The organism is Pseudomonas nitroreducens NBRC 12694, assembly GCF_002091755.1.
GTDB classification, from domain to species: Bacteria; Pseudomonadota; Gammaproteobacteria; order Pseudomonadales; family Pseudomonadaceae; genus Pseudomonas; species Pseudomonas nitroreducens.
In genome coordinates this window covers 179,852-202,036 of sequence record NZ_BDAI01000007.1, presented here as the reverse complement: position 1 = coordinate 202,036, position 22,185 = coordinate 179,852, and the positions used below count along the sequence as shown (strand labels likewise).

Sequence of the window (22,185 nt, the reverse complement as noted above, 5' to 3'; positions counted from 1 at the left end):
GATTCCCACTACCGCGGAAAAAAGTCGCGGGATTATGCCAGAAAAGAACTGTTCTCGTGCAGCCTCTGATCTGGCGAGAGCGCCATTGGTTCGGCTATCGGACAAATCGAAGCGGTCAATGGCGGGTTTCTGACGGCGTCTGGCTTCCGCCACCCGAGAACAGCTGGGCAACGTCGGAGCCGTCGAAACGGTAGCGCTGGTTGCAGAACTGGCAGTCGATGACGATTTCGCCGTCCTCTTCGGCCAGCAGACGCTCGGCGTCGTCCTGCCCAAGACTGACCAGCGCATTGGCCGAGCGTTCCCGGGAACAGCTGCAACGGAATACCAGCGGCTGCGGCTCGAACAGGCGCACGTCGTCTTCGTGGTACAGGCGATGCAGCACGGTGGGATTGTCCAGGCCCAGCAGTTCCTCGGCGGTGAGGGTATCGGCCAGGGTGGTGACGTGCTGCCAGCTGGCTTCCCGCGACTCGATGTCGCGCTGGCGGTCCGCTGGCAATTGCTGCAACAGCAGGCCGCGGGCGCGGCGGCTGTCGGCGTTGAGCCAGAAGCGGGTCGGCAACTGCTCGGAGGTGGCGAAGTAGGTCGACAGGCACTCGGCCAGGGTCGCGCCCTCCAGCGGCACGATGCCCTGGTAGCGTTTGCCGTTCTTCGGATCGACGGTGAGCGTCAGCACGCCATGGGGCATCAGCTCGGCAAGGCCGGCGGCGTCACCGATGGCCTCGGCGTCGTAGCGGGCCAGGCCACGCACTTCACGAGCACTGGAACACTCCACCATCAGCAGCGGAACGGCGCCGGCGGAGCGCGCCTGCAGCACCAGCAGACCGTCGAATTTGAGAGTGCCGCAAAGTAGCGCGGCCGCGGCTAGCATTTCTCCCAGCAGTTGGGCGACCGGCTGCGGATAGGGGTGCTTGGCCAACACTTCGGCATAACTGCGGTCGAGCTCCACCAGCTCACCGCGAACATCGGTGTTGTCGAACAGGAAACGCTGACTTTGATCGATCTGAGACATGCTGGGCACAACGCTGCGATAGGCACAAATAAATGACAAGTTGATGGCAAAGGCCTATAAAGCGCGCTTTGTCGTATCCGGCAACCCGGAACCGTTGTCAGAAGGGGGAATCGATTTTATGGACAAAACCACGCCGTTCCAAGCCACCTGGTCCTGGAAGCCCTTCATCGCCTGTCACCTGATGGCCCTCGCCCTGCTTCTGCTGTGGCTCTGGGAGCCTACTCGCAGTGCGATGGACCTGTTCGATTTCAGCCTGTTCAGCCTGCTCAACCAGCCGCTGGCGACCAACGAAGCCTGGCGCCTGACCTGGGCCGTGGCCAGCACCCGGCCGTTCGACCTGCTGGTCGGGGTGATCCTGCTGCTTCTGCTGATCCGTGGTGACTGGATCTTCAAGGCCAGCCAGGCCCGCGCCGCGACTTTCGGCTTTTTATGCGCAGCCGTGGTTCTGGTGGTGGTCCGCATCCTTTACGCGAAGCTTGCCCACAAGCTGGGCTGGCAGCATGCAAGCATTTCCAGCATTGCGCCGGATGCCGTGCGCCTGGAGCACTTCTTCCCGCAGTGGGAAGACACGCCCTTCGAGGTGAAGGACGAGTCGGCCCGCAGTTTCCCTGGCGACCACGCCTCGGTGTTGCTGATCTGGGCGCTGTTCCTCACCCTGTTCGCCCGCACCGCCCTGCAATGGGTGGTGATCTGGGGCCTCGCGCTGCTGTTCATGCTGCCGCGCCTGGTAGCCGGCGCCCACTGGGGCCAGGATGACTACATCGGCGGCGTGCAGATGGCGCTGGTGGCCCTGGCCTGGAGCTGCTTCACGCCCTTCGCCGCCGTGGCCAGCGCCGCGCTGGTTCGCTGGACCGATCCGCTGTTCCGCCTGGCGGCGAAAATACCGCTGCTCAAGCGCCTGAGCGTCGTCGCGGCCTGAGGGCCGTTCGCCCCCGGCGAGGCGCCTGCGGCCCTCGCCGGCTGCTCACTCCTGATCGCGGAAGCTGAACAGCTGGCGACGCTGCTTCTTGGTCGGCCGCCCGTCGGTCTGCACGCCCAGCGCGCCGGCCTTGCGCATGGCAGAAGCATCCTCGCGGCGCTTCACGCTGTCGGCGGTCTCTTCGTAGAGCAACTGCGCCTCAGGTGCGCCACGACGCACCATCGACAGCGCCTTCACCACGACCGTGCGCTCGTCGAAGCCGGTGCGGATCACGTATTCGTCGCCAACCTTGGGTTCCTTACCCGGCTTGCAGCGCTCGCCCCGGCAATGCACCTTGCCACCGTCGATGGCTTCCTTGGCCAGGGAGCGGGTCTTGTAGAAGCGCGCCGCCCACAGCCACTTGTCCAGGCGGACCTTGTCGTCGTCTTTCTCGCTCACGTCACAACCTCGTCATGCGGGCCTGCGAGTGTACCGTGCACCCCGCTGGCGGGGCACAACCGGCCTGACTAGAATGCCGGCAAACGCCGGGGACGCCTGCCTTGAAGACTTTCGACCAGCTGTCGGTAATTGGTCTGCGCGAATGGATCGCCCTGCCCGAACTGGGCATGGTGGGCCTGCGTGCGAAGATCGATACCGGCGCCAGCACCTCCACCCTGCATGCCAGTGACATCGTGCCGTTCCAGCGTGGCGGCCAGGACTGGGTACGCTTCATCGCCCACCTGGGTACCCAGGTGCAGCGCCGCCACCGCTGCGAAGCGCCGGTGGTGACGATGAAGACCATCAAGAGCTCCAACGGCCAGGCCCAGACCCGCTACGTGATCCGCACGTTGCTGGCCCTCGGCGATCGCGCCTGGTCAGTGGAATTCACCCTGGCGTGCCGCAAGACCATGCGCTACCGCGTGCTGCTAGGCTCCAAGGCGCTGGTTCAGGGCCAGCTCGTGGTCAACCCCGGCCTCACCTACGTACAAGACAAACCCCTCATCATGGTTCCCGCCACCCTTCCAGGTGATCAATGAAAATTGCTGTGCTGTCGCGCAATCCGCGTCTGTATTCCACCCGTCGGCTGGTGGAGGCCGGGCAGCAACGCGGCCACGAGATGGTGGTGATCGACACCCTCCGCGCCTACATGAACATCGCCAGCCACAAGCCGCAGATCCACTACCGCGGCAAGCCGCTGGAAGGTTTCGACGCGGTGATCCCGCGCATCGGCGCCTCGGTGACCTTCTATGGCTGCGCCGTGCTGCGTCAGTTCGAGATGATGGGGGTATTCCCGCTCAACGAATCGGTGGCCATCGCCCGTTCCCGCGACAAGCTGCGCTCGCTGCAACTGCTGTCGCGCAAGGGCATCGGCCTGCCGGTGACGGGCTTCGCCCATTCCCCCGATGACGTACCGGACCTGATCGAGATGGTCGGCGGCGCGCCGCTGGTGATCAAGCTGCTGGAAGGCACCCAGGGCATCGGCGTGGTGCTCTGCGAGACGGAGAAGGCCGCCGAATCCGTGCTTGAGGCGTTCATGGGGCTCAAGCACAACATCATGGTGCAGGAGTACATCAAGGAAGCCGGTGGCGCCGATATCCGCTGCTTCGTGGTCGGCGACAAGGTGATCGCATCGATGAAGCGCCAGGCCGCAGCCGGCGAGTTCCGCTCCAACCTGCACCGCGGCGGCAGCGCCAGCCTGATCAAGATCACCCCCGAGGAGCGCATGACCGCCATCCGCGCCGCCAAGGTGATGGGCCTGCACGTCGCCGGCGTCGACATCCTGCGCTCCAACCACGGGCCGTTGGTGATGGAAGTGAACTCCTCGCCGGGCCTGGAGGGCATCGAGACCACCACCGGCAAGGACATCGCCGGGGTGATCATCGAGTACCTGGAGAAGAACGGCGGGCCGCACCTGGCGCGGACCAAGGGCAAGGGGTGAGCCGGGGCGCATGCGTCATCCCGGCGAACGACTGGCCAGGGATGGCCAGGCCGGGGATTCCGACGGGCACAATGTCTCGGCAGGGATGTCCACTCAGACGCCTCATAAGGCACTCCCACCCTCAAACTGAACCACTGCACGCCTTTGAATGCCCCTATGCCCAAATCACCGCGCTTCTCCGAACTCCAATGGTCGCCCATCGAACGCCGTGTCGCCCTGGTGGCGCCAGCCTCGGCCATCGCAGAAGAGGTGCTGGAAGCCACGTTGCGCCAACTTGAAGTGCTGGGCGTGGACTACCACCTGGGCACCCACGCCGACGCACGCTATCGCTACCTGGCCGGCACGCCTGAGCAACGCCTGGAAGACTTCCACACCGCCTTCGAGCTGGATGGCGTCAGCGCCGTCTGGTGCCTGCGTGGCGGCTACGGCTGTGGACAACTCATCCCGCAACTGGACTGGCAACGCCTCAAGGCAGCCTCACCGCGCCCGCTGATCGGCTTCTCGGACATCTCCATTTTGCTCAGCGCTTTCCACCGCCAGAGCCTACCAGCGATCCACGGCATGGTCGCCACCGGGCTGGGCCTGCAACCGCTGAGCGCGCCCAGCGAGCAGCGTGAGCGCCTGGCTTCCCTGGCCTCGATCAGCCACGTACTGGCCGGCGGCCCCGGCAAGCTGGCGACACAGCATCTGGCGGGGCCGAAGACAGCGGTGGAAGGCGAATTGATCGGCGGCAACCTCACCGCACTGGCCTGCATGGCCGGCACCGCCGGTGCGCTGTATGTGCCTGATGGCGCGATCCTGATCCTCGAGGACGTCGGCGAGCCCTACTACCGAATCGAACGCAGCCTCTGGCAGCTACTCAACAGCCTGAACGGCGCGCGCCTGGGCGCGATCTGCCTCGGCACCTTCACCGATTGCCCGCGCAAGGGCGTGGCCCACAGCCTGGAAGAAATCTTCGCCGAGTACGCTGCGCGGTTGGGCGCCCCGCTCTACCACGGCCTGCCCAGCGGCCACGGTGCGCACAACCGCGCCTGGCCCTATGGGCGCAGGGCGGTGCTGGAAGGAAAATCCCTGCGCTGGGATTAGAGTCTGTTTACGATCTCGCGAGCTAGAGCAGAACAAGGCGAGGACAGCTGAGAAAGCGGAGTTGACTGCAGTCAATGAGCACTTCTCGGCTGGCCTCAACACAGTTATGCCGACGCGCAGCAGATCGCAAGCAGGCTCTCAATGCGCGTCGCGCGGCAGCAGCAGGCCCAGCGGCAGGCAGACGCGCGCTTCCACGCCACCACCCTCGCGGTTGCGCAGTTCGATGCTGCCGCCGTGCTGTTCGGCGATACGCTTGACGATCGCCAGCCCCAGGCCGGTGCCCTTGCCGCCGCGCGCTTTGTCGCCACGGAAGAAGGGGTTGAAGATGTTGTCCAACTCCTGCGGATCGACGCCCGCGCCACGGTCCAGCACGCTGAGCACCACGTAGGGCGCACCGCCGCCACCGGCGACGTGGGCCGCCACTTCGACCTTGCCACCGCCGTGGTTGAGGCCGTTCTCGATCAGGTTGCCCAGCAGGCGCTTGATCGATACGCGACGGAAGCGGAACAGCGGCAGCGTCTCCAGGCACAGGCGCACACGGTTGCCGGTCTGGTTGAAGGCGTCGGCGACTTCACGGATCAGGTCGGCGAGGTCGCCCTCCTCCACCGGCTCGTCGCGGCCATCGCGGATGAAGGCGAGGAACTGGTCGAGGATGGCATCCATGTCCTCGATGTCACGCACCATGTCCTCGACCATCTCGCGGTCGCTTTCGGGCATCAGCTCCAGCGACAGGCGCAGACGCGTCAACGGCGTGCGCAAGTCGTGAGAGACGCCGGCCAGCATCAGCTCGCGTTCACGCCCGGCCTGCTCGACATCGTCGGCCATCTGGTTGAAGGCGCGGTACACCTCGGCCATCTCGCTGGGCGTTTCCTGCCCCAGCGGCAGGCGCACGCTGCGCCCCTTGCCGAACTCGCGGGAGGCGAAGACCAGGCGCTTGAGCGGCTGGCTGAGCTGCCGCACGAAGATCCACGCCGCCGCGGTGGACAACAGGCCGATGCCGAGGAACCAGCCCAGCACGCTCCAGATCTGCTGGCCGCGCAGTGGGTGCGGGTAGAGCGGTACGCCGATCCAGCCATCGCCCAGGGTCGGCGCGCGCACCCAGAGCATCGACGGATGATGGATGCGCAGGCGCGTCTCGGTATCGATGCCCAGCTCCATGCGCATCTGCCGCTGGAAGATTTCCGTGTATGGCCAGTGCACTTCCTCCGGCTGCCCCTGTTCGTGGGGTGCCCACTTCAGCCCGGCAGACTGGGCGATCGCTTCGCGCGACTTCTCGTCGGCCGCCCAGTAGGCGCGCACGGTCAGCGCTGCGCCGTGGCTGTACTGGCGGTCGACCAGCATGTCTTCGTTCATCAGCAGGTAGACCAGGGTCAGTGCCTTGGAGAACAGCACGACAATGAGCACCAGCCAGAGGGTGCGGGCGAAGAAGCTTTGCGGGAACCAGAGGGGTGTCTTCAAGAAGGCGTTACCAGGGAAACACAAACGGCCGGGGCGAAGGGCTTCGCCCCGGCGAGGTCGATCACTTGCGAGCGGCGCCATCCGGTACGAATACGTAGCCCACGCCCCAGACGGTCTGGATGTAGCGCGGCTTCGACGGATCGGGCTCGATCAGCCGGCGCAGGCGGGAAATCTGCACGTCGATGGAGCGCTCCAGGGCATCCCACTCGCGGCCGCGGGCCAGGTTCATCAGCTTGTCGCGGGTCAGCGGCTCGCGGGCGTGCTGTACCAGGGCCTTGAGCACGGCGAACTCACCGGTGGTGAGCATGTGCACTTCCTCGCCCTTCTTCAGTTCGCGGGTCGCCAGGTGCAGTTCATAGTCGCCGAAGGTGACGATCTCGTCTTCTCCCGCCGGCGCGCCCGGTACCAGCGGCGCCTGGCGGCGCAGCACGGCCTTGATCCGCGCCAGCAATTCGCGCGGATTGAAGGGTTTGGCCAGGTAGTCGTCAGCGCCCTGTTCCAGGCCGGAGATGCGGCTGGATTCGTCGCCCTTGGCGGTGAGCATGATGATCGGGATCTGGTTGTTCGACTCGCGCAGGCGCTTGCACGCCGAGAGACCATCCTCGCCGGGCATCATCAGGTCGAGCACCACCAGCTGGAACAGTTCGCGGGCCAGCAGGCGGTCCATCTGCTCGGTGTTTTCGACGGCGCGGACGCGATAACCCTGCTCGTCGAGGAAGCGTTCGAGCAGACGGCGCAGGCGCGCGTCGTCATCGACCACGAGGATCTTTTCGCCTTCGGGCAGGGTGGCAGCGTTGCTCATGGAAACTCCCAGAATCTGATTCGGCGGGCATTATCGCCCAGCAGCCGCGCATCACGGCTTGTCCATTGTTAGCAGATTTTTCCCCGACCAGCCGCCCACCCGGTGAAATTGTCGTGGGTATAATGCGGCGCTTTTGCGGCGGGGCGTTGTCACAGAGCCTGTCGTGAGGCCGGAACTCCGGTCCTGACGTCCCGTAATTCGATTGTTTTGTCAGGTGGATTCATGGACAGCATCAACACCCGTATCGCCGAAGAGCTTTCCGCACTGCCCTCCGGCCGCGTTCAACCGCAGCAAGTCGCCGCTGCCGTCGCCCTGCTCGACGAAGGCTCCACCGTCCCCTTCATCGCCCGCTACCGGAAAGAAGTCACCGGCAGCCTGGACGACACCCAGCTGCGCATGCTCGAAGAGCGCCTGCGCTACCTGCGCGAACTGGACGAGCGCCGCGGCGCGATTCTCGCCAGCATCGAGGAACAGGGCAAGCTGACCCCGGAACTGGCCCGTGAGATCAACCTGGCCGACACCAAGACCCGCCTCGAAGACCTCTACCTGCCCTATAAGCAGAAGCGCCGCACCAAGGGCCAGATCGCCCTGGAAGCCGGCCTGGGCGAACTGGCCGACGCGCTGTTCGCCGACCCGAGCCTGACCCCGGAAAGCGAAGCCGCGCGCTTCGTCGATGCCGAGAAGGGCTTCGCCGACACCAAGGCCGTGCTCGAAGGCGCCAAGTACATCCTCATGGAACGCTTCGCCGAGGACGCCACGCTGCTCGACCGCCTGCGCAGCTTCCTCAAGGACAACGCCACCCTCACCGCGCGCATGGTGCCGGGCAAGGAAACCGAAGGCGCCAAGTTCAGCGACTACTTCGAGCACGACGAACCGCTGAAGAACGCCCCATCGCACCGTGCACTGGCGATCTTCCGTGGGCGCAACGAGGGCATCCTCAGCGTCGCCCTGAAGGTCGGCGAAGAACTGCCGGGCACCTCGCACCCTTGCGAAATCATGATTGGCGAGCGCTTCGGCGTGAGTAACCAGGGCCGCGCCGCTGACAAGTGGCTCTCCGAAGTGGTGCGCTGGACCTGGAAGGTCAAGCTCTACACCCACCTGGAAACCGACCTGCTGGGCGAGCTGCGCGAAGGCGCCGACCTCGAGGCGATCAACGTGTTCGCGCGCAACCTGCACGACCTGCTGCTGGCCGCTCCGGCCGGCCCGCGCGCCACCCTGGGCCTGGACCCGGGCCTGCGCACCGGCGTGAAAGTCGCCGTGGTCGACGCCACCGGCAAGCTGCTGGACACCGCCACCGTCTACCCGCACGCGCCGAAGAACCAGTGGGACCAGACCATCGCGGTGCTCGCCGCGCTGTGCGCCAAGCACCAGGTGGAGCTGATCGCCATCGGCAACGGCACCGCCAGCCGCGAGACCGACAAGCTGGCCGCCGAACTGATCAAGAAATACCCGGCGCTCAAGTGCACCAAGATCATGGTCAGCGAGGCCGGCGCTTCGGTGTACTCGGCCTCCGAACTGGCCGCCAAGGAATTCCCGGAGCTGGACGTGTCGCTGCGCGGCGCCGTGTCCATCGCCCGTCGCCTGCAGGACCCGCTGGCCGAACTGGTGAAGATCGAGCCGAAATCCATCGGCGTCGGCCAGTACCAGCACGACGTGTCCCAGTTGCAGCTCGCCCGCAGCCTGGACGCGGTGGTGGAAGACTGCGTGAACGCCGTCGGCGTGGACGTCAACACCGCCTCCGCCGCCCTGCTGGCGCGCATCTCCGGCCTCAACAGCACCCTGGCGCAGAACATCGTCGCGCACCGCGACGTTAACGGCGCCTTCAAGACCCGCGACGAACTGAAGAAAGTCAGCCGCCTGGGCGAGAAGACCTTCGAACAGGCCGCCGGCTTCCTCCGCGTGATGAACGGCGACAACCCGCTGGACGCCTCCGCGGTGCACCCGGAAACCTACCCGCTGGTGCAGCGTATCGCCGCCGATACCGGCCGCGACGTGCGCTCGCTGATCGGCGATTCGGGCTTCCTCAAGCGCCTGGACCCGAGGAAGTTCACCGACGAGCAGTTCGGCCTGCCCACCGTCACCGACATCCTCAAGGAACTCGACAAACCCGGCCGCGACCCGCGCCCGGAGTTCAAGACTGCCGAGTTCCAGGAAGGCGTCGAGAGCCTGAAGGACTTGAAGCCCGGCATGGTGCTCGAGGGCGTGGTGACCAACGTCACCAACTTCGGCGCCTTCGTCGACATCGGCGTCCACCAGGACGGCCTGGTGCACATCTCCGCGCTGTCGGAGAAGTTCGTCAAGGACCCGTACGAAGTGGTCAAGGCCGGCGACATCGTCAAGGTCAAGGTCATGGAAGTGGACATCCCGCGCAACCGCGTCGGCCTGTCCATGCGCATGAGCGACACCCCCGGCGAGAAGGTCGACGGCCCGCGTGGCGGCGGCCGCCCCGGCAACGGCGCGCCGCGTGGCGAGCGCAGCGCTCCGCGCCAGCAGGAGAAGGCCCCGGCGAACAATGCCATGGCCTCGCTGTTCGCCAACGCCAAGCAACTGAAGAAGAAGTAAGGAAGGTCCATGAGCGAGATGCCCGCCCGCGAGCTGATGATCAGCCGCTTCAGCGACACCCTTGGCGTGCAGCCGATCCGTGTCGCCGACGGCGAAGCCGAGGTGCTGCTGCCGATGGCCGAGCACCTGCGCAATCGCGGCAACGTCATGCACGGCGGCGCGCTCTTCACGCTGATGGACATGACCATGGGCCTGGCCTGCTCCAGCGCCCATGGTTTCGACCGACAGAGCGTCACCCTGGAATGCAAGATCAACTACATCCGCGCGGTCGCCGAGGGCGAAGTGCGCTGTGTAGCGAAAGTCCTGCATGCCGGGCGGCGCTCGCTGGTGGTCGAGGCCGACATCCACCAGGGCGACAAGCTGGTCGCCAAGGGACAAGGCACCTTCGCCCAGCTGTAATTCGCGCCGTGACAACTGACCTATGCTGTACGCCGGAGCCCCGGATTTGCGGGCGCCGGCGCAGCGCCTCGATGAAGCCAGGCGACCACGCCGGTTGTGTTCTCCCCTTGTAGACCGCCCAGTCCACCCCCATAGTGGGGCGATTGCCGTGTGAAGGACTTCCAACTTGAGCGACCAACTTTCCCGCCGCCTGGCCCTGCTGGGCGATGCCGCCAACCTGTCCCTGCTCACCCAGTGCCTGCACGGTATCGAGCGCGAATGCCTGCGCGTCGACGGGCACGGCAAGCTTGCCCTGACCCCGCATCCGCGCGCCCTGGGCTCGGCACTGACCAACCCGCAGATCACCACGGACTACTCCGAGTCGCTGCTGGAGTTCATCACGCCGACTTCGACCAGCGTCGAGAAGACCCTGGAAGAACTGGATGAAATCCACCGCTTCGCCAGCGGCAAGCTCGACGGCGAATACCTGTGGAGCCCGTCCATGCCCTGCGAGTTGCCGGATGAAGAGACCATCCCGATCGCTCGCTACGGCAGTTCGCACATCGGCCGCCTGAAGTACGTCTACCGCAAGGGCCTGGCCCTGCGTTACGGCAAGACCATGCAGTGCATCGCCGGCATCCACTACAACTTCTCCCTGCCCGAAGGCATCTGGGAGCTGCTGCGCCAGGACGAAGGCAGCGAGAAGAGCGCGCGGGACTTCCAGTCGCACCGCTACATCGCGATGATCCGCAACTTCCGCCGCTACAGCTGGCTGCTGATGTATCTGTTCGGCGCCTCGCCGGCGCTGGACGCCGGCTTCCTGCGCGGCCGCCCGCACGGCCTGGAAGCCTTCGACGAACACACGCTCTACCTGCCCTACGCCACCAGCCTGCGCATGAGCGACCTGGGCTACCAGAACAACGCCCAGGCCGGCCTGACGCCCTGCTACAACGACCTGGACAGCTACATCGACAGCCTGCGCCGCGCGGTGAGCACGCCCTACGCGCCGTACGAGAAGGTCGGCACCAAGGTCGATGGCGAATGGGTGCAGCTCAACACCAACATCCTGCAGATCGAGAACGAGTACTACTCGAGCATCCGCCCGAAACGCGTCACCTACACCGGCGAGCGCCCGATCCAGGCGCTGATGGCCCGTGGCGTGCAGTACGTCGAGGCGCGCTGCCTGGACATCAACCCCTTCCTGCCGCTGGGCATCGACGTCACCGAGGCGCGCTTCCTCGACGCCTTCCTGCTCTACTGCGCGCTGTCCGACAGCCCGCCGCTGGGCGGTTGCGAGTGCGGCGCGGCCACCAGCAACTTCCTCAAGGTGGTCAAGGAAGGTCGTCGTCCCGGCCTGAAGCTGGAGCGCGCAGGCCAGCAGCTCGAGATGAAGGACTGGGCGAACGCCCTGCTCGACGGCATCGCGCCGATCATCGAACTGCTCGACCGCGCCAACGGTACGGGCCTGCACGCGCAGAGCCTGGCCGAGCAGCGCACCAAGGTTGCCGACGCCAGCCTGACGCCGTCGGCGAAGGTCCTGGCGGAGATGCGCGAGCGCGGCGAGAGCTTCGAGGCCTTCGCCCTGCGCTACAGCCGCCAGCATGCCGCCACCCTGCAGGGTGAGCCGCTGCCGGCCGAGGAGCAGGCGCGCTTCGAGAGCATGGCCAGCGAATCCCTGGCCGAACAGGCGGAGCTGGAGAAGCAGCCCGAAGGCGATTTCGACACCTTCGTCGCCGCGTATCAGGCGAGCATCCTGGGCCTGCTCAGCGTCTGACGGTGCAAGAAATCGCTGACATGCAGCTCATAGAGTTCTGATCGGCAACCTGCGAGTGCGGGGGGAGAATCCTCCCTCCCTGCGGATCGTCCGGCCCCGGCCGGCGCGATCCGCGCAAGACCTCGCAGGAAAGCGCGCATGTCCCCCCACTCTCCCTCCTGGACACTCCATCAGCTGGAAGTCGCCTACCGGCAAGGCTACCTGGAAGCGCTGCTCAGCCGCGCCCCGCGCTGTCCGCCACACGACATTCTGGCGGCCAGCTGGGAAGCCGGCTGGCGCGACGGCGGCGAGCGACTGCGCCAGCAGCAGGAACAGGCCAGGCCCTGCGCAGAGCCAGGCCAGGCGCCGCGGCTGAGCGTGCAGATCAGGCATTCGGTATCCGGTAAAGACCGGGTCTGATCAGAGCGTCTTCTCGAATACCTGGGAATTGCGCTGGTAGTTGTACAGCGACGCCCGCGCCGCCGGCAGGCGCTCGACGCTGCTGGGCTGGAAGCCACGCTCACGGAACCAGTGGGCCGTGCGGGTGGTGAGCACATAAAGGGTTTTCAGTCCCAGGTTACGCGCGCGCTGTTCGATACGCTCCAGCAGGTCGTCGCCGCGTCCGCCGTGGCGGTACTCCGGATTCACCGCCAGGCATGCCAGTTCGCCCGCGTCGGAGTCGGCGATGGGATAGAGCGCCGCGCAGGCGATGATCAGCCCTTCGCGCTCGACGATGCTGAACTGCTCGATCTCGCGCTCCAATACCTCGCGGGAACGACGCACCAGGATGCCCTGCTCTTCCAGCGGACGGATCAGCTCCAGCAGTCCACCAACGTCCTCGATGCCCGCTTCGCGCAGCTGTTCGAACTGCTCCTGCGCCACCAGGGTGCCGTTGCCGGTGCGGGTGAAGAGTTCCGACAGCAGCGAGCCGTCCTCGGTGTAGCTGACGATATGGCTGCGCCGCACACCCGCGCGGCAGGCCTGGGCGGCGGCGTCGAGCAACTCGCCCTGATAACTCGACCCGAGGCGCTCCAGGTGCGCCGGCACCTGCTGCGGGCGCAACTCGCGCACCAGCTTGCCGGCCTCGTCCATCAGGCCGCGCTCGGCCCCGTAGAGAATCAGTTTGTCCGCGCCCAGGTCGATGGCCGCACGCATGGCCACGTCCTCGCAGGCGAGGTTGAAGATTTCCCCGGTGGGGGAATAACCCAGCGGCGAGAGCAGGACGATGCTGCGCTCGTCGAGCTGGCGATTGATGCCCTTGCGGTCGATCCGGCGGACTTCGCCGGTGTGGTGGTAGTCGATGCCATCGACTACGCCGATCGGCCGTGCGGTGACGAAGTTGCCCGAGGTCACGCGCATGCGCGAGCCCTGCATGGGCGAGGCGGCCATGTCCATCGACAGGCGTGCCTCGATGGTGATGCGCAGGCTGCCCACCGCGTCGATCACGCAGCCCAGGGTCGGCGCATCGGTCACCCGCAGGCCGCGATGGAAACGCGGCGCCAACCCGTGCTGGGCCAGACGCGCCTCGATCTGCGGACGCGAGCCGTGCACCAGCACCAGGCGCACACCCAGGCTGTGCAGCAGCACCAGGTCGTGGACGATATTGCCGAAATTGGGGTCTTCGACGCCCTCGCCGGGGAGCATCACCACGAAGGTGCAGTCCCGGTGCGAGTTGATGTAGGGGGAAGCGTGGCGCAGCCAGTTGACGTAGTCGTGCATTGCTTGAAAAGCCTGTCGTTCGAGTGGGCGGAAATCTGTCGGATGCGGCCGAAAGGCGGCCAGTGGCGGCGCGGTTATCGTCGTCGCAGGAACATCGACAGGTTTCTCCTCTTGGGTACGTTGGGCCCGCTTTCCGGGCGCTCTACAGGCAACTGCCTACACAGGGCTATTTATAGACAGTAATGACGGATCAATCCGCGTAGCAACGCTACGGTCGGCTCAATGCGGTCCAGTTCAAGGTGTTCATCGGGCTGGTGGGCACAGGCGATGTCGCCGGGGCCCAGCACCAGGGTCTGGCAGCCGAGCTGCTGAAGATACGGTGCTTCTGTGCCAAAGGCTACCGCTTCCGCCGTGTGCCCGGTCAGACTTTCGGCGAGTCGCACCAGCTCGCTCTGCGCCGGCTCCTCGAAGGGCGGCACGGCAGGGAAAAGCGGTGCGTAATCGATCTTCACGGCGTGGCGCTCGGCAACCGGCCTCAGCCGCTCGCGAATGCTCTGGCGCAGGGCTTCCGGGGCCATTCCCGGCAGCGGGCGCAGGTCGAACTCCAGGGCGCACTGGCCGCAGATGCGGTTGGGGTTGTCGCCGCCGTGGATGCAGCCCAGGTTGAGCGTCGGCTGCGGCACGCTGAACTGCGGGTTGTTGAACTCCTGCTGCCACTGGCTGCGCAGGCCCTGCAGTTCGCCCATCACCGCCTGCATGGCCTCCAACGCACTGCGTCCCAGGCTCGGGTCGGAGGAATGGCCGCTCTGCCCGAGGATGTCGATGCGCTCCATCATCACGCCCTTGTGCAGGCGGATCGGCTTGAGGTTGGTCGGTTCGCCGATCACCGCGGCGCGCCCCAACGGCCGCCCCGCGTCGGCCAGCGCACGGGCACCGGCCATGGAGCTTTCCTCGTCGCAGGTGGCGAGGATGATCAGCGGCTGCCTGAACGGCTGCTCCAGCAGCGGCAACAGCGCTTCGATGGCCAGGGCGAAGAAGCCCTTCATGTCGCAGGCGCCCAGGCCGAACCAGCGCCCGTCGCGTTCATCCAGGCCCAGCGGGTCGCTTTTCCACAGGGCCTCGTCGTAGGGCACGGTATCGGTATGCCCCGCCAGTACCAGGCCGCCGGGGCCGCTGCCCAGGGTCGCGATCAGGTTGAACTTGCCCGGTGACACCGGCTGCATCTCGCAGGCGAAACCCAGGTCCACCAGCCAGTTGCCGAGCAACTCGACCACCGGGCGATTGGACTGGTCCAGCGCGGGCTGGGTACAGCTGACGGAAGGAACCGCGATCAGCTCGGCAAAGCGTTGTTTCAGGGGCGGCAACGGCATGGCGTCCTCCGAAGATGTGCTCCCACTATGGACCATGCCACGCTGCGGTAAAACCTCGCGGCGCCCGGCAGGAACGCCGAAGTCCTGTAGACTGCATGACTTTGAAGTCTTTTTCGCGCCCGTCGTTCCGTGCTTCCTACAGCAGGTCGGGAATCCGGGCGCGGCCGCTCTGAACCGGACCCCCGCCATGCAGAAAGAAACCGAAATCAAATTGCGCGTCAGCCGCGAGACCCTCGAAGCCCTGCGCGATCACCCGGCGCTGAAGAAGCGCAACAAATCCGGCTGGGAGCCCCGCGAGCTGTTCAACCAGTACTACGACACCCCTGGCCGCGATCTGGCCCGCGCCCGTGTGGCGCTGCGCATGCGCAAGGATGGCGAGCAGTTCATCCAGACCCTGAAGACCCGCGGCCAGAGCATCGCCGGCCTGTCCGAGCGCAACGAATGGGACTGGTACCTGGAGAAGAACAAGCTCGATATCAAGAAGCTCGACGACCAGTGCTGGCCAGCTGCCCTGGCGGACCTGGACAAGAAGACCCTGAAGCCGATCTTCAGCACCGACTTCACCCGCCAGCGCGCCGAGATCGCCTGGGGCCGCGGCAAGACCAAGGTGGTGATCGAGGCCGCGCTCGACCTGGGCAAGGTCGTCGCCGGCAAACAGGAAGAGGATATCTGCGAACTGGAGCTGGAACTGCGCCAGGGCGAGCCCGAGGCGCTGCTGGACCTGGCCATCGAACTGGCCGCCGACCTCGCGCTGATGCCCTGCGACATCAGCAAGGCCGAGCGCGGTTACCGTCTGTTCGACCCGGCCAGCTACAGCATCCAGCCCGACACCCAGAAGCTGCTGCATGAAACCCCGCTGGACGGCGCCTTTGCCGCGCTGTCCTGGTCGCTGCTGGGCAGCAGCCAGCGCCTGGCCGAGCAATACCGCTTCAATGGCCACTGGAGCCTGCTGGAAAGCTGGCTGCAGCAACTGCTCGACCTGCGCGCTTTGCTCGGCAGTCTTGGCCAGGCCGTGCCGCGCGCCACCACCCGCGAACTGCGTACTGCTCTCGACGCGCTGATCGCCGACTGGCAACCGCGCATCGAACAGGCTCGCGATGACGAGGCGCTGCGCCAGCAGATGCCGGCAGTCTTCCGCGAGGAACTGGCGAATGTGCGCTGGGGTCAGTTCTCCCTGAGCACCTCGCGCTGGCTGCTGGGCAAGGCCTGGACCGCCGAGCGCAACGACCGTGCCAACCGGCTGGGCGGCTCCGCCGTCGGCAAGTGGCTGCAGCGCACCCTGGCCGAAGAGGCACAGGCCATGCCGCTGCAACGCGCCCAGCAGTTGCCCGAGGTACTCGCCGACCAGCTGCCGCGCCTGCAGCGCATGCTGGTCTGGCTGCGCCTGGCGCGCAGCGTACTGGAGCTGCCGGAAACCGACCGCCTCTACGGCGAACTGGCCAAGCTGCAGGAGCTGCTCGCCACTCCCGAGGCCGAGGGGCGCCTGGATGCCCTCGCGGCCCAGGCCCATACTGTGCTGACCCTCAAGCCGTGGAAGGCGCTTTTGAAATAAGCTGGCCCGGCGACGTCGCGGGCCTGTCGACCCGCCATTGAAGTAGGGAGTCTGCATGTCCGTCTTTGCCCCTTCCGCCCAGGACCGTCCGCTCGACCTGGGCGACATCCTGCGCGAGCTGGTCACCCAGGGCCGCGTCGCCCAGGATGACGCCGAGCAGTGCCTGGCGATCCGCCGCAGCGCGGTGAAGAACCAGCAGCACCCGCTGGAGTTCCTCGCCGCGCAGCAGGTCGAGGATCGCCAGCGGCCGGGGCACAAGCTGGACCTGGATACGCTGGTGAGGTGGCTGGCGGACTACGCCGGGCAGCCCTACCTGCGCATCGACCCGCTGAAGATCGATGTCGCCGCGGTCACGCCGCTGATGTCCTACGCCTTCGCCCAGCGCCACCATATCCTCGCGGTCGCGGTAGCGCCGGACGAAGTCACCATCGCCAGTGCACAGCCCTTCGTGCACGCCTGGGAGAGCAACCTCACCCACGTTCTCAAGCGCCCGATCAAACGCGTGGTGGCCAACCCCGCGGACATTCAGCGCTTCACCGTCGAGTTCTACCGTCTCGCCAAGTCGGTGACCGGTGCCAGCTCGGCGGACCAGAAGATCAGCGGGGTCGGCAACTTCGAGCAGTTGCTCAACCTGGGCGCCAGCGATCAGGAACCCGATGCCAACGACGCGCACATCGTCACCATCGTCGACTGGCTGTTCCAGTACGCCTTCCAACAGCGCGCCAGCGATATCCATATCGAACCGCGCCGCGAGCAGGGCACGGTACGCTTCCGCATCGACGGCGTGCTGCACAACGTCTACCAGTTCCCGCCGCAGGTCAGCATGGCGGTGGTCAGCCGCCTGAAATCCCTGGGGCGCATGAACGTCGCCGAGAAGCGCAAGCCGCAGGACGGCCGGGTGAAGACCAAGACCCCGGAAGGCGCCGAGGTGGAGCTGCGCCTGTCCACCCTGCCCACGGCCTTCGGCGAGAAGATGGTGATGCGGATCTTCGATCCCGAGGTGCTGCTCAAGAGTTTCGACCAGCTCGGCTTCTCCCCCGACGACCTGCGCCGCTGGGAAAGCATGACCAGCCAGCCCAACGGCATCATCCTGGTCACCGGCCCCACCGGTTCGGGCAAGACCACCACGCTCTACACCACGCTCAAGCAGCTGGCGACCGATGAGGTGAACCTCTGCACCATCGAGGACCCGATCGAGATGATCGAGCCCTCGTTCAACCAGATGCAGGTCCAGCACAACATCGACCTGACCTTCGCCAGCGGCGTGCGCGCCCTGCTGCGGCAAGACCCGGACATCATCATGGTCGGCGAGATCCGTGACCTGGAAACCGCCGAAATGGCGATCCAGGCGGCACTCACCGGCCACCTGGTGCTCTCCACGCTGCACACCAACGACTCGCCCACCGCCATCACCCGTCTGCTGGAACTGGGCGTGCCCTACTACCTGATCCGCGCCACCGTGCTCGGCGTCATGGCCCAGCGCCTGGTGCGCACGCTCTGCCCGCACTGCAAGGCGCCGATGGAGCTGCACGAGGAAGACTGGCAGGAAGTCACCCGCCCCTGGAACGCCCCGCTGCCCACCGGTGCGCAGCAGGCCGTCGGCTGCCTGGAATGCCGCGACACCGGTTACCGCGGACGCGCCGGCGTGTACGAGATCATGCTGCTGACGGAGTCGCTGAAGGAGCTGATCACCGCCGACACCGACCTCATCCCGCTGCGCCGCCAGGCCTTCAAGGAAGGCATGCGCAGCCTGCGGCTGTCCGGCGCGCAGAAGGTTGCGGCGGGCCTGACGACCATCGAGGAAGTCATGCGGGTGACCCCGCAGAGCGAACAGAAGTAGCCCCTCTGGACGCCACGGCGGCGCAGGTCGCGCCGCCACCCAGCCTCAGCCTTGAGCCCGCGCAGGGTCCATGGCCATCTCCAGCAGACGACGATAGGCGCTGACCCCACTGCGGGTGTCAAAGCGTTGTGCAGTGAGACGGGCCATCTGACGCAGGCCGGCATGCGCCGACGGATTGTGCAGGACCTCGAGCACGCGCTCGGCCAGGTCGTCGACGGCGAAGAAGTCCACCAGATAGCCATTCTCTCGATCGCGAACCACCTCGCGGACCGGTGCCGTGTCGGAGGCGACCAGCAGGCAGCCGCACGCCATGGCCTCGAGCATCGACCACGACAGGACGAAGGGGTAGGTCAGGTAGACGTGTGCACAGGAAACCTGCAGCGCTTTCACGTAGGTGGCATAGGGAACCTTGCCAAGGAAGTGCACGCGTGAGCGGTCCAGCCTCACCTCCTCGAGCATGCGCGTGCGCCAGTTGGGCGCCCCCTGGGGAGGCATGCCGTAGCTCACCTCGTCGCCCCCCAGTATCAGGACCTGTGCCCGCGGATGGCGGTCGAGAATCTGCGGCAACGCGCGCATGAAGATGTGGAAGCCCCGATAGGGCTCCAGATTGCGCGCCACGTAAGTCACCACGGGATCGCCAGCCCTGAGCACCTGCCCGGAGGGTAGGCGCAAGGAACCTCGCGGGTCCGGGCGCAGCATATCGAGGGGAATACCTTCGTGAGCCACCTGGATTTTCTCCCGGTATGCCAGCGGATGCAGGCCGCGCTGCCACGGGGTGGGGCTGATGCCCAGGTCGCAATGCTCCAGGTTAAGCAGGTGCAGGGCATTGCGCGTCCGGCTGCGAGCACACTCGTCGAAACTCGACGGAAACTCCGGATCGAAATTGATATCCGACCCCTCCATGGCGCCGTAGTACTCGCAGAAATGCATCAGCGGAACATCCGGGTAGACGTCCTTGGCATACAAGGTTTCTCCCCAGCCCGGGTGCGCCAGGATCACGTCCGGGCGATAGCCAGTGCCGCGCAGTTGCAGCAACAGCCTGGCTACCTGCTGACCATGCAGGACGGCGTCCTCGACGGTGTACAGATAGTGGTGGATCTGCGGGGAAACCGCCCGGCTGGGGCTGTAGCGCAGCGTACGTACCCCCTGCACACCCCGTGCCGTATCACGGGCAATGGCCAGCAGCTGGCAGCGACTGTCCTTGAGCAGACCGTGTGCCAGGTGGAGGAACTGGCCAGGAAAGTTCTGGTGGATGAGCAACAATTTCACGACAACACCGGCTCCATGAGTCCCGCACGCCGCGCATCGACCGATAGATTGCGATGGAGCCGGGCGGGACCGACCTCCGCGCTGATAGGATGATCCGAAGGGTGTGCAGAGTCCGCTGTCCGTGCCGCCGCGCTCAATCAGAAGTCTGGAAGCAGGGGCACGGATATTTCTTAATGCGCCCTCTCACTGGCGAAATCCCGGGAAGTTGCGGGGACTATGCTTATCCAGTCGGCCGGCTCTGCAGCCTTATACTGATGCCCTGCAGCAAAACCGTCCGTCTTGCACCACAAGGAGTTCTTCACATGGAAATCGGCAGTGTTGCCCTGCTCTTCGTCATCCTCGCCATCGTCATCGTGCTCATGGGGTTCAAGGTCGTTCCCCAGGGCTTCGAATGGACCATCGAGCGCTTCGGTCGCTATACCGTCACGCTCAAGCCGGGCCTGAGCATCATCATTCCGGTGGTGGATCGCGTCGGCCAGAAGATCAACATGATGGAACGCGTGCTGGACATCCCGCCGCAGGAGGCGATCAGCGCCGACAACGCCATCGTCGAGATCGACGCGGTGTGCTTCTACCAGGTAGTGGACGCGGCACGCGCCGCTTATGAGGTCAGCGGGCTGGAAAATGCCGTGCGCAACCTGGTGATGACCAACATCCGCACCGTGCTCGGCTCCATGGAGCTGGACCATATGCTCAGCCAGCGCGACTCGATCAACGAGCGCCTGCTGCGTACCGTCGATGAAGCCACCGCGCCCTGGGGCCTGAAGGTCACCCGTATCGAGATCAAGGACATCAGCCCGCCGGCCGATCTGGTGGAAGCGATGAGCGGACAGATGCGTGCCGAGCGCCTCAAGCGCGCGCAGATTCTCGAAGCCGAAGGCAAGCGCGCCGCCGACATTCTTACCGCCGAAGGTGAGAAGCAGGCACAGATCCTCAAGGCCGAGGGCCAGCGCCAGGCCGCCTTCCTCGAAGCCGAGGCCCGCGAGCGCCAGGCCGAAGCAGAGGCGCGTGCAACCCAGGTGGTCTCCGAAGCCATCGCCCATGGCAACGTGCAGGCTGTGAACTACTTCGTCGCGCAGAAGTACGTCGACGCGCTGGGCAAGCTGGCCAGCTCGAACAACAGCAAGATCGTGCTGATGCCGCTGGAAGCCAGCCAGGTGATCGGCTCGGTCGCCGGCATCGGCGAGATCGTCAAGGCCACCTTCGGCGACACCAAGGGCCGTAGCTGATGGCCGCCTTTCTCCAGAACCTCGGTTTCTGGGACTGGCTGGGCCTGGGCATCGTCCTGCTGATCCTGGAGATCTTCGGCGCCGGCGGCTACCTGCTGTGGATCGGCATCGCCGCCGCGCTCACCGGCGTGCTGTCCTTCCTCGTGCCGGGGCTCGACTGGGTCTGGCAGTGCCTGGCCTTCGGCGTGCTGGCGATCCTCACCGCGCTGTACTGGTGGAACCACCAGCGCATCAACAAGCGCACAGCCGAACCGTCCAGCCTGAATCGCCGCGGCAGCGAACTGGTGGGCCGGCAGTTCGCCCTGCATGACGCCATCGTCGGCGGACGCGGCAAGGTCCGCGTCGGCGACAGCGTCTGGCTGGTCAGCGGGCCGGACCTGCCCGTGGGCGCGCAGGTGCGCGTGATCGGGCAGGACGGTGTCCTGTTGCTGGTGGAACCCGTCTGAGCCAGTACCTGTAGGAGCGAGCTTGCTCGCGAACCAAACCCCGCAGCGGAGTCTGTTCGCGAGCAAGCTCGCTCCTACAAAGCTCAATAAAAAAGCCCGCCAATCGGCGGGCTTTTTCATTCAGGCAATGCTCAGCTCGCGGCCGGCTGCGCCGGGGCGCGACGATAGGCCCAGACCATCAGCGCGATGCCGCCCAGGACCATCGGCACGCACAGCACCTGGCCCATGGTCAGCCAGCCCCACGCCAGATAGCCCAACTGGGCATCGGGCACGCGGACGAACTCGACGATGAAGCGGAAGATGCCGTAGCACAGCACGAACAGGCCGGACACCGAGGCAGTCGGGCGCGGCTTGCGGGTGAACAGCCAGAGCACGACGAACAGTGCCACGCCTTCCAGCGCGAACTGGTACAGCTGCGACGGGTGGCGCGGCTCCGGGCCGCCGGTGGGGAAGATCATCGCCCAGGGCACGTCGGACACCTTGCCCCACAGCTCGCCGTTGATGAAGTTGCCGATACGTCCGGCGCCCAGTCCGATCGGCACCAACGGCGCGATGAAGTCCATCAGCTGGAAGAAGCTCTTGTTGTTGCGCTTGCCGAACCACCAGGTGGCCAGCATCACGCCGATCAGGCCGCCGTGGAACGACATGCCGCCCTTCCACACCTCGAAGATCAGCGTCGGGTTGGCGATGTACTCGTCCAGGTTGTAGAACAACACGTAGCCCAGGCGACCGCCCAGGACCACGCCGCACGCCACCCAGAACACCAGATCGGAGAGTTTCTCCTTGGTCCAGGTCGGGTCGAACTCCTTCAGCTTGCGCGAGGCCAGCAGCCAGGCGCCGCCGATGCCGATCAGGTACATCAGGCCGTACCAGTGGATTTTCAGCGGCCCGAGCGCTACGGCAACCGGGTCGATCTGTGGATAAGGCAGCATCCG

The 22,185-nt window shown here is 65.9% G+C and carries 20 protein-coding genes; 12 read left to right on the top strand and 8 right to left on the bottom strand.

Annotated elements, in window-relative coordinates:
- Positions 1-115: 115 nt before the first annotated feature.
- Positions 116-1,009 (bottom strand): Hsp33 family molecular chaperone HslO, encoded by an 894-nt coding sequence (gene hslO / locus PNI01S_RS19435; protein WP_038803544.1) that lies wholly within the window; start codon positions 1,007-1,009, stop codon positions 116-118.
- Positions 1,010-1,127: 118 nt separating this feature from the next.
- On the opposite strand from hslO, the gene PNI01S_RS19430 reads away from it, so the two are divergent.
- A complete protein-coding gene (locus PNI01S_RS19430) occupies positions 1,128-1,928 on the top strand; it encodes a phosphatase PAP2 family protein (RefSeq protein ID WP_084358821.1) in 801 nt (266 codons plus the stop codon).
- A gap of 45 nt (positions 1,929-1,973) precedes the next feature.
- Here PNI01S_RS19430 and PNI01S_RS19425 read toward each other — a convergent pair whose 3' ends face one another.
- Complete coding sequence (locus PNI01S_RS19425) at positions 1,974-2,366, bottom strand: RNA-binding S4 domain-containing protein (RefSeq protein WP_065086535.1); 393 nt, start codon at positions 2,364-2,366, stop codon at positions 1,974-1,976.
- 101 nt (positions 2,367-2,467) lie between these two features.
- Here PNI01S_RS19425 and rimB point away from each other — a divergent pair, with 101 nt between their 5' ends.
- The 3 genes from rimB (at position 2,468) to PNI01S_RS19410 (ending at position 4,932) form a co-directional block, all read left to right on the top strand.
- Positions 2,468-2,944, top strand: coding sequence for a retropepsin-like aspartic endopeptidase RimB (gene rimB / locus PNI01S_RS19420; RefSeq protein ID WP_024762189.1), 477 nt, complete (start codon positions 2,468-2,470; stop codon positions 2,942-2,944).
- Positions 2,941-3,846, top strand: a complete 906-nt coding sequence (rimK, locus tag PNI01S_RS19415; RefSeq protein ID WP_038803545.1) for a 30S ribosomal protein S6--L-glutamate ligase — start codon at positions 2,941-2,943, stop codon at positions 3,844-3,846. The genes rimB and rimK overlap by 4 nt, the downstream gene beginning before the upstream one ends.
- Positions 3,847-4,002: 156 nt before the next feature.
- On the top strand, positions 4,003-4,932 hold the full coding sequence (locus PNI01S_RS19410; RefSeq protein WP_065086536.1) for a S66 peptidase family protein: 930 nt from the start codon (positions 4,003-4,005) through the stop codon (positions 4,930-4,932).
- A 138-nt stretch (positions 4,933-5,070) separates the two neighbouring features.
- On the opposite strand, the gene PNI01S_RS19405 is transcribed toward PNI01S_RS19410, so the two are convergent.
- Both PNI01S_RS19405 and ompR read right to left on the bottom strand, forming a co-directional pair.
- Positions 5,071-6,390 carry an ATP-binding protein gene (locus PNI01S_RS19405; RefSeq protein ID WP_024762187.1) on the bottom strand — a complete coding sequence of 440 codons (1,320 nt, stop codon included), beginning with the start codon at positions 6,388-6,390 and terminating at the stop codon, positions 5,071-5,073.
- Between the two features lie 61 nt (positions 6,391-6,451).
- Positions 6,452-7,192 carry an osmolarity response regulator transcription factor OmpR gene (gene ompR, locus PNI01S_RS19400; protein ID WP_024762186.1) on the bottom strand — a complete coding sequence of 247 codons (741 nt, stop codon included), beginning with the start codon at positions 7,190-7,192 and terminating at the stop codon, positions 6,452-6,454.
- A 222-nt stretch (positions 7,193-7,414) separates the two neighbouring features.
- On the opposite strand from ompR, the gene PNI01S_RS19395 reads away from it, so the two are divergent.
- The 4 genes from PNI01S_RS19395 (at position 7,415) to PNI01S_RS19380 (ending at position 12,305) form a co-directional block, all read left to right on the top strand.
- Positions 7,415-9,754 carry a Tex family protein gene (locus tag PNI01S_RS19395; RefSeq protein ID WP_084358820.1) on the top strand — a complete coding sequence of 780 codons (2,340 nt, stop codon included), beginning with the start codon at positions 7,415-7,417 and terminating at the stop codon, positions 9,752-9,754.
- Between the two features lie 36 nt (positions 9,755-9,790).
- Entirely contained in the window at positions 9,791-10,153 is a 363-nt protein-coding gene (locus PNI01S_RS19390) for a PaaI family thioesterase (protein WP_045216869.1), read from the top strand.
- A gap of 166 nt (positions 10,154-10,319) precedes the next feature.
- Positions 10,320-11,906 carry a glutamate--cysteine ligase gene (gshA, locus tag PNI01S_RS19385; protein ID WP_065086538.1) on the top strand — a complete coding sequence of 529 codons (1,587 nt, stop codon included), beginning with the start codon at positions 10,320-10,322 and terminating at the stop codon, positions 11,904-11,906.
- Between the two features lie 138 nt (positions 11,907-12,044).
- Positions 12,045-12,305 (top strand): ribosome modulation factor, encoded by a 261-nt coding sequence (locus tag PNI01S_RS19380; protein ID WP_084358819.1) that lies wholly within the window; start codon positions 12,045-12,047, stop codon positions 12,303-12,305.
- On the opposite strand, the gene argA is transcribed toward PNI01S_RS19380, so the two are convergent.
- Both argA and argE read right to left on the bottom strand, forming a co-directional pair.
- Complete coding sequence (argA, locus tag PNI01S_RS19375) at positions 12,306-13,604, bottom strand: amino-acid N-acetyltransferase (RefSeq protein WP_024762181.1); 1,299 nt, start codon at positions 13,602-13,604, stop codon at positions 12,306-12,308.
- Positions 13,605-13,774: 170 nt separating this feature from the next.
- Positions 13,775-14,914 carry an acetylornithine deacetylase gene (gene argE / locus PNI01S_RS19370; RefSeq protein ID WP_084358818.1) on the bottom strand — a complete coding sequence of 380 codons (1,140 nt, stop codon included), beginning with the start codon at positions 14,912-14,914 and terminating at the stop codon, positions 13,775-13,777.
- Between the two features lie 187 nt (positions 14,915-15,101).
- On the opposite strand from argE, the gene PNI01S_RS19365 reads away from it, so the two are divergent.
- Positions 15,102-16,466: a CYTH domain-containing protein gene (locus tag PNI01S_RS19365; protein ID WP_038803547.1), complete on the top strand. Its 1,365-nt coding sequence runs from the start codon at positions 15,102-15,104 to the stop codon at positions 16,464-16,466.
- 55 nt (positions 16,467-16,521) lie between these two features.
- On the top strand, positions 16,522-18,306 hold the full coding sequence (gene tfpB, locus PNI01S_RS19360) for a type IV pilus assembly ATPase TfpB (RefSeq protein WP_037012496.1): 1,785 nt from the start codon (positions 16,522-16,524) through the stop codon (positions 18,304-18,306).
- 45 nt (positions 18,307-18,351) lie between these two features.
- On the opposite strand, the gene PNI01S_RS19355 is transcribed toward tfpB, so the two are convergent.
- Positions 18,352-19,575 carry a glycosyltransferase family 4 protein gene (locus PNI01S_RS19355; protein ID WP_084358817.1) on the bottom strand — a complete coding sequence of 408 codons (1,224 nt, stop codon included), beginning with the start codon at positions 19,573-19,575 and terminating at the stop codon, positions 18,352-18,354.
- A 302-nt stretch (positions 19,576-19,877) separates the two neighbouring features.
- Here PNI01S_RS19355 and PNI01S_RS19350 point away from each other — a divergent pair, with 302 nt between their 5' ends.
- Positions 19,878-20,804 (top strand): SPFH domain-containing protein, encoded by a 927-nt coding sequence (locus PNI01S_RS19350; RefSeq protein WP_024762178.1) that lies wholly within the window; start codon positions 19,878-19,880, stop codon positions 20,802-20,804.
- Positions 20,804-21,250, top strand: a complete 447-nt coding sequence (locus PNI01S_RS19345; RefSeq protein ID WP_024762177.1) for an NfeD family protein — start codon at positions 20,804-20,806, stop codon at positions 21,248-21,250. Before PNI01S_RS19350 ends, PNI01S_RS19345 begins: the two co-directional genes overlap by 1 nt.
- Before the next feature lie 131 nt (positions 21,251-21,381).
- On the opposite strand, the gene lgt is transcribed toward PNI01S_RS19345, so the two are convergent.
- Positions 21,382-22,182, bottom strand: a complete 801-nt coding sequence (lgt, locus tag PNI01S_RS19340; RefSeq protein ID WP_024762176.1) for a prolipoprotein diacylglyceryl transferase — start codon at positions 22,180-22,182, stop codon at positions 21,382-21,384.
- Between the last annotated feature and the right edge of the window lie 3 nt (positions 22,183-22,185).

What these genes read in the sequence shown, in the direction of transcription:
- PNI01S_RS19390 (WP_045216869.1), top strand. Translation starts at nt 9,791, where the DNA reads ATGATCAGCCGCTTCAGCGACACCCTTGGCGTGCAGCCGATCCGTGTC.
- PNI01S_RS19410 (WP_065086536.1), top strand. Translation starts at nt 4,003, where the DNA reads ATGCCCAAATCACCGCGCTTCTCCGAACTCCAATGGTCGCCCATCGAA.
- rimK (WP_038803545.1), top strand. Translation starts at nt 2,941, where the DNA reads ATGAAAATTGCTGTGCTGTCGCGCAATCCGCGTCTGTATTCCACCCGT.
- lgt (WP_024762176.1), bottom strand. Translation starts at nt 22,182, where the DNA reads ATGCTGCCTTATCCACAGATCGACCCGGTTGCCGTAGCGCTCGGGCCG.
- PNI01S_RS19430 (WP_084358821.1), top strand. Translation starts at nt 1,128, where the DNA reads ATGGACAAAACCACGCCGTTCCAAGCCACCTGGTCCTGGAAGCCCTTC.
- PNI01S_RS19395 (WP_084358820.1), top strand. Translation starts at nt 7,415, where the DNA reads ATGGACAGCATCAACACCCGTATCGCCGAAGAGCTTTCCGCACTGCCC.
- hslO (WP_038803544.1), bottom strand. Translation starts at nt 1,009, where the DNA reads ATGTCTCAGATCGATCAAAGTCAGCGTTTCCTGTTCGACAACACCGAT.
- ompR (WP_024762186.1), bottom strand. Translation starts at nt 7,192, where the DNA reads ATGAGCAACGCTGCCACCCTGCCCGAAGGCGAAAAGATCCTCGTGGTC.
- argA (WP_024762181.1), bottom strand. Translation starts at nt 13,604, where the DNA reads ATGCACGACTACGTCAACTGGCTGCGCCACGCTTCCCCCTACATCAAC.
- PNI01S_RS19365 (WP_038803547.1), top strand. Translation starts at nt 15,102, where the DNA reads ATGCAGAAAGAAACCGAAATCAAATTGCGCGTCAGCCGCGAGACCCTC.
- PNI01S_RS19380 (WP_084358819.1), top strand. Translation starts at nt 12,045, where the DNA reads ATGTCCCCCCACTCTCCCTCCTGGACACTCCATCAGCTGGAAGTCGCC.
- PNI01S_RS19345 (WP_024762177.1), top strand. Translation starts at nt 20,804, where the DNA reads ATGGCCGCCTTTCTCCAGAACCTCGGTTTCTGGGACTGGCTGGGCCTG.
- PNI01S_RS19350 (WP_024762178.1), top strand. Translation starts at nt 19,878, where the DNA reads ATGGAAATCGGCAGTGTTGCCCTGCTCTTCGTCATCCTCGCCATCGTC.
- argE (WP_084358818.1), bottom strand. Translation starts at nt 14,914, where the DNA reads ATGCCGTTGCCGCCCCTGAAACAACGCTTTGCCGAGCTGATCGCGGTT.
- tfpB (WP_037012496.1), top strand. Translation starts at nt 16,522, where the DNA reads ATGTCCGTCTTTGCCCCTTCCGCCCAGGACCGTCCGCTCGACCTGGGC.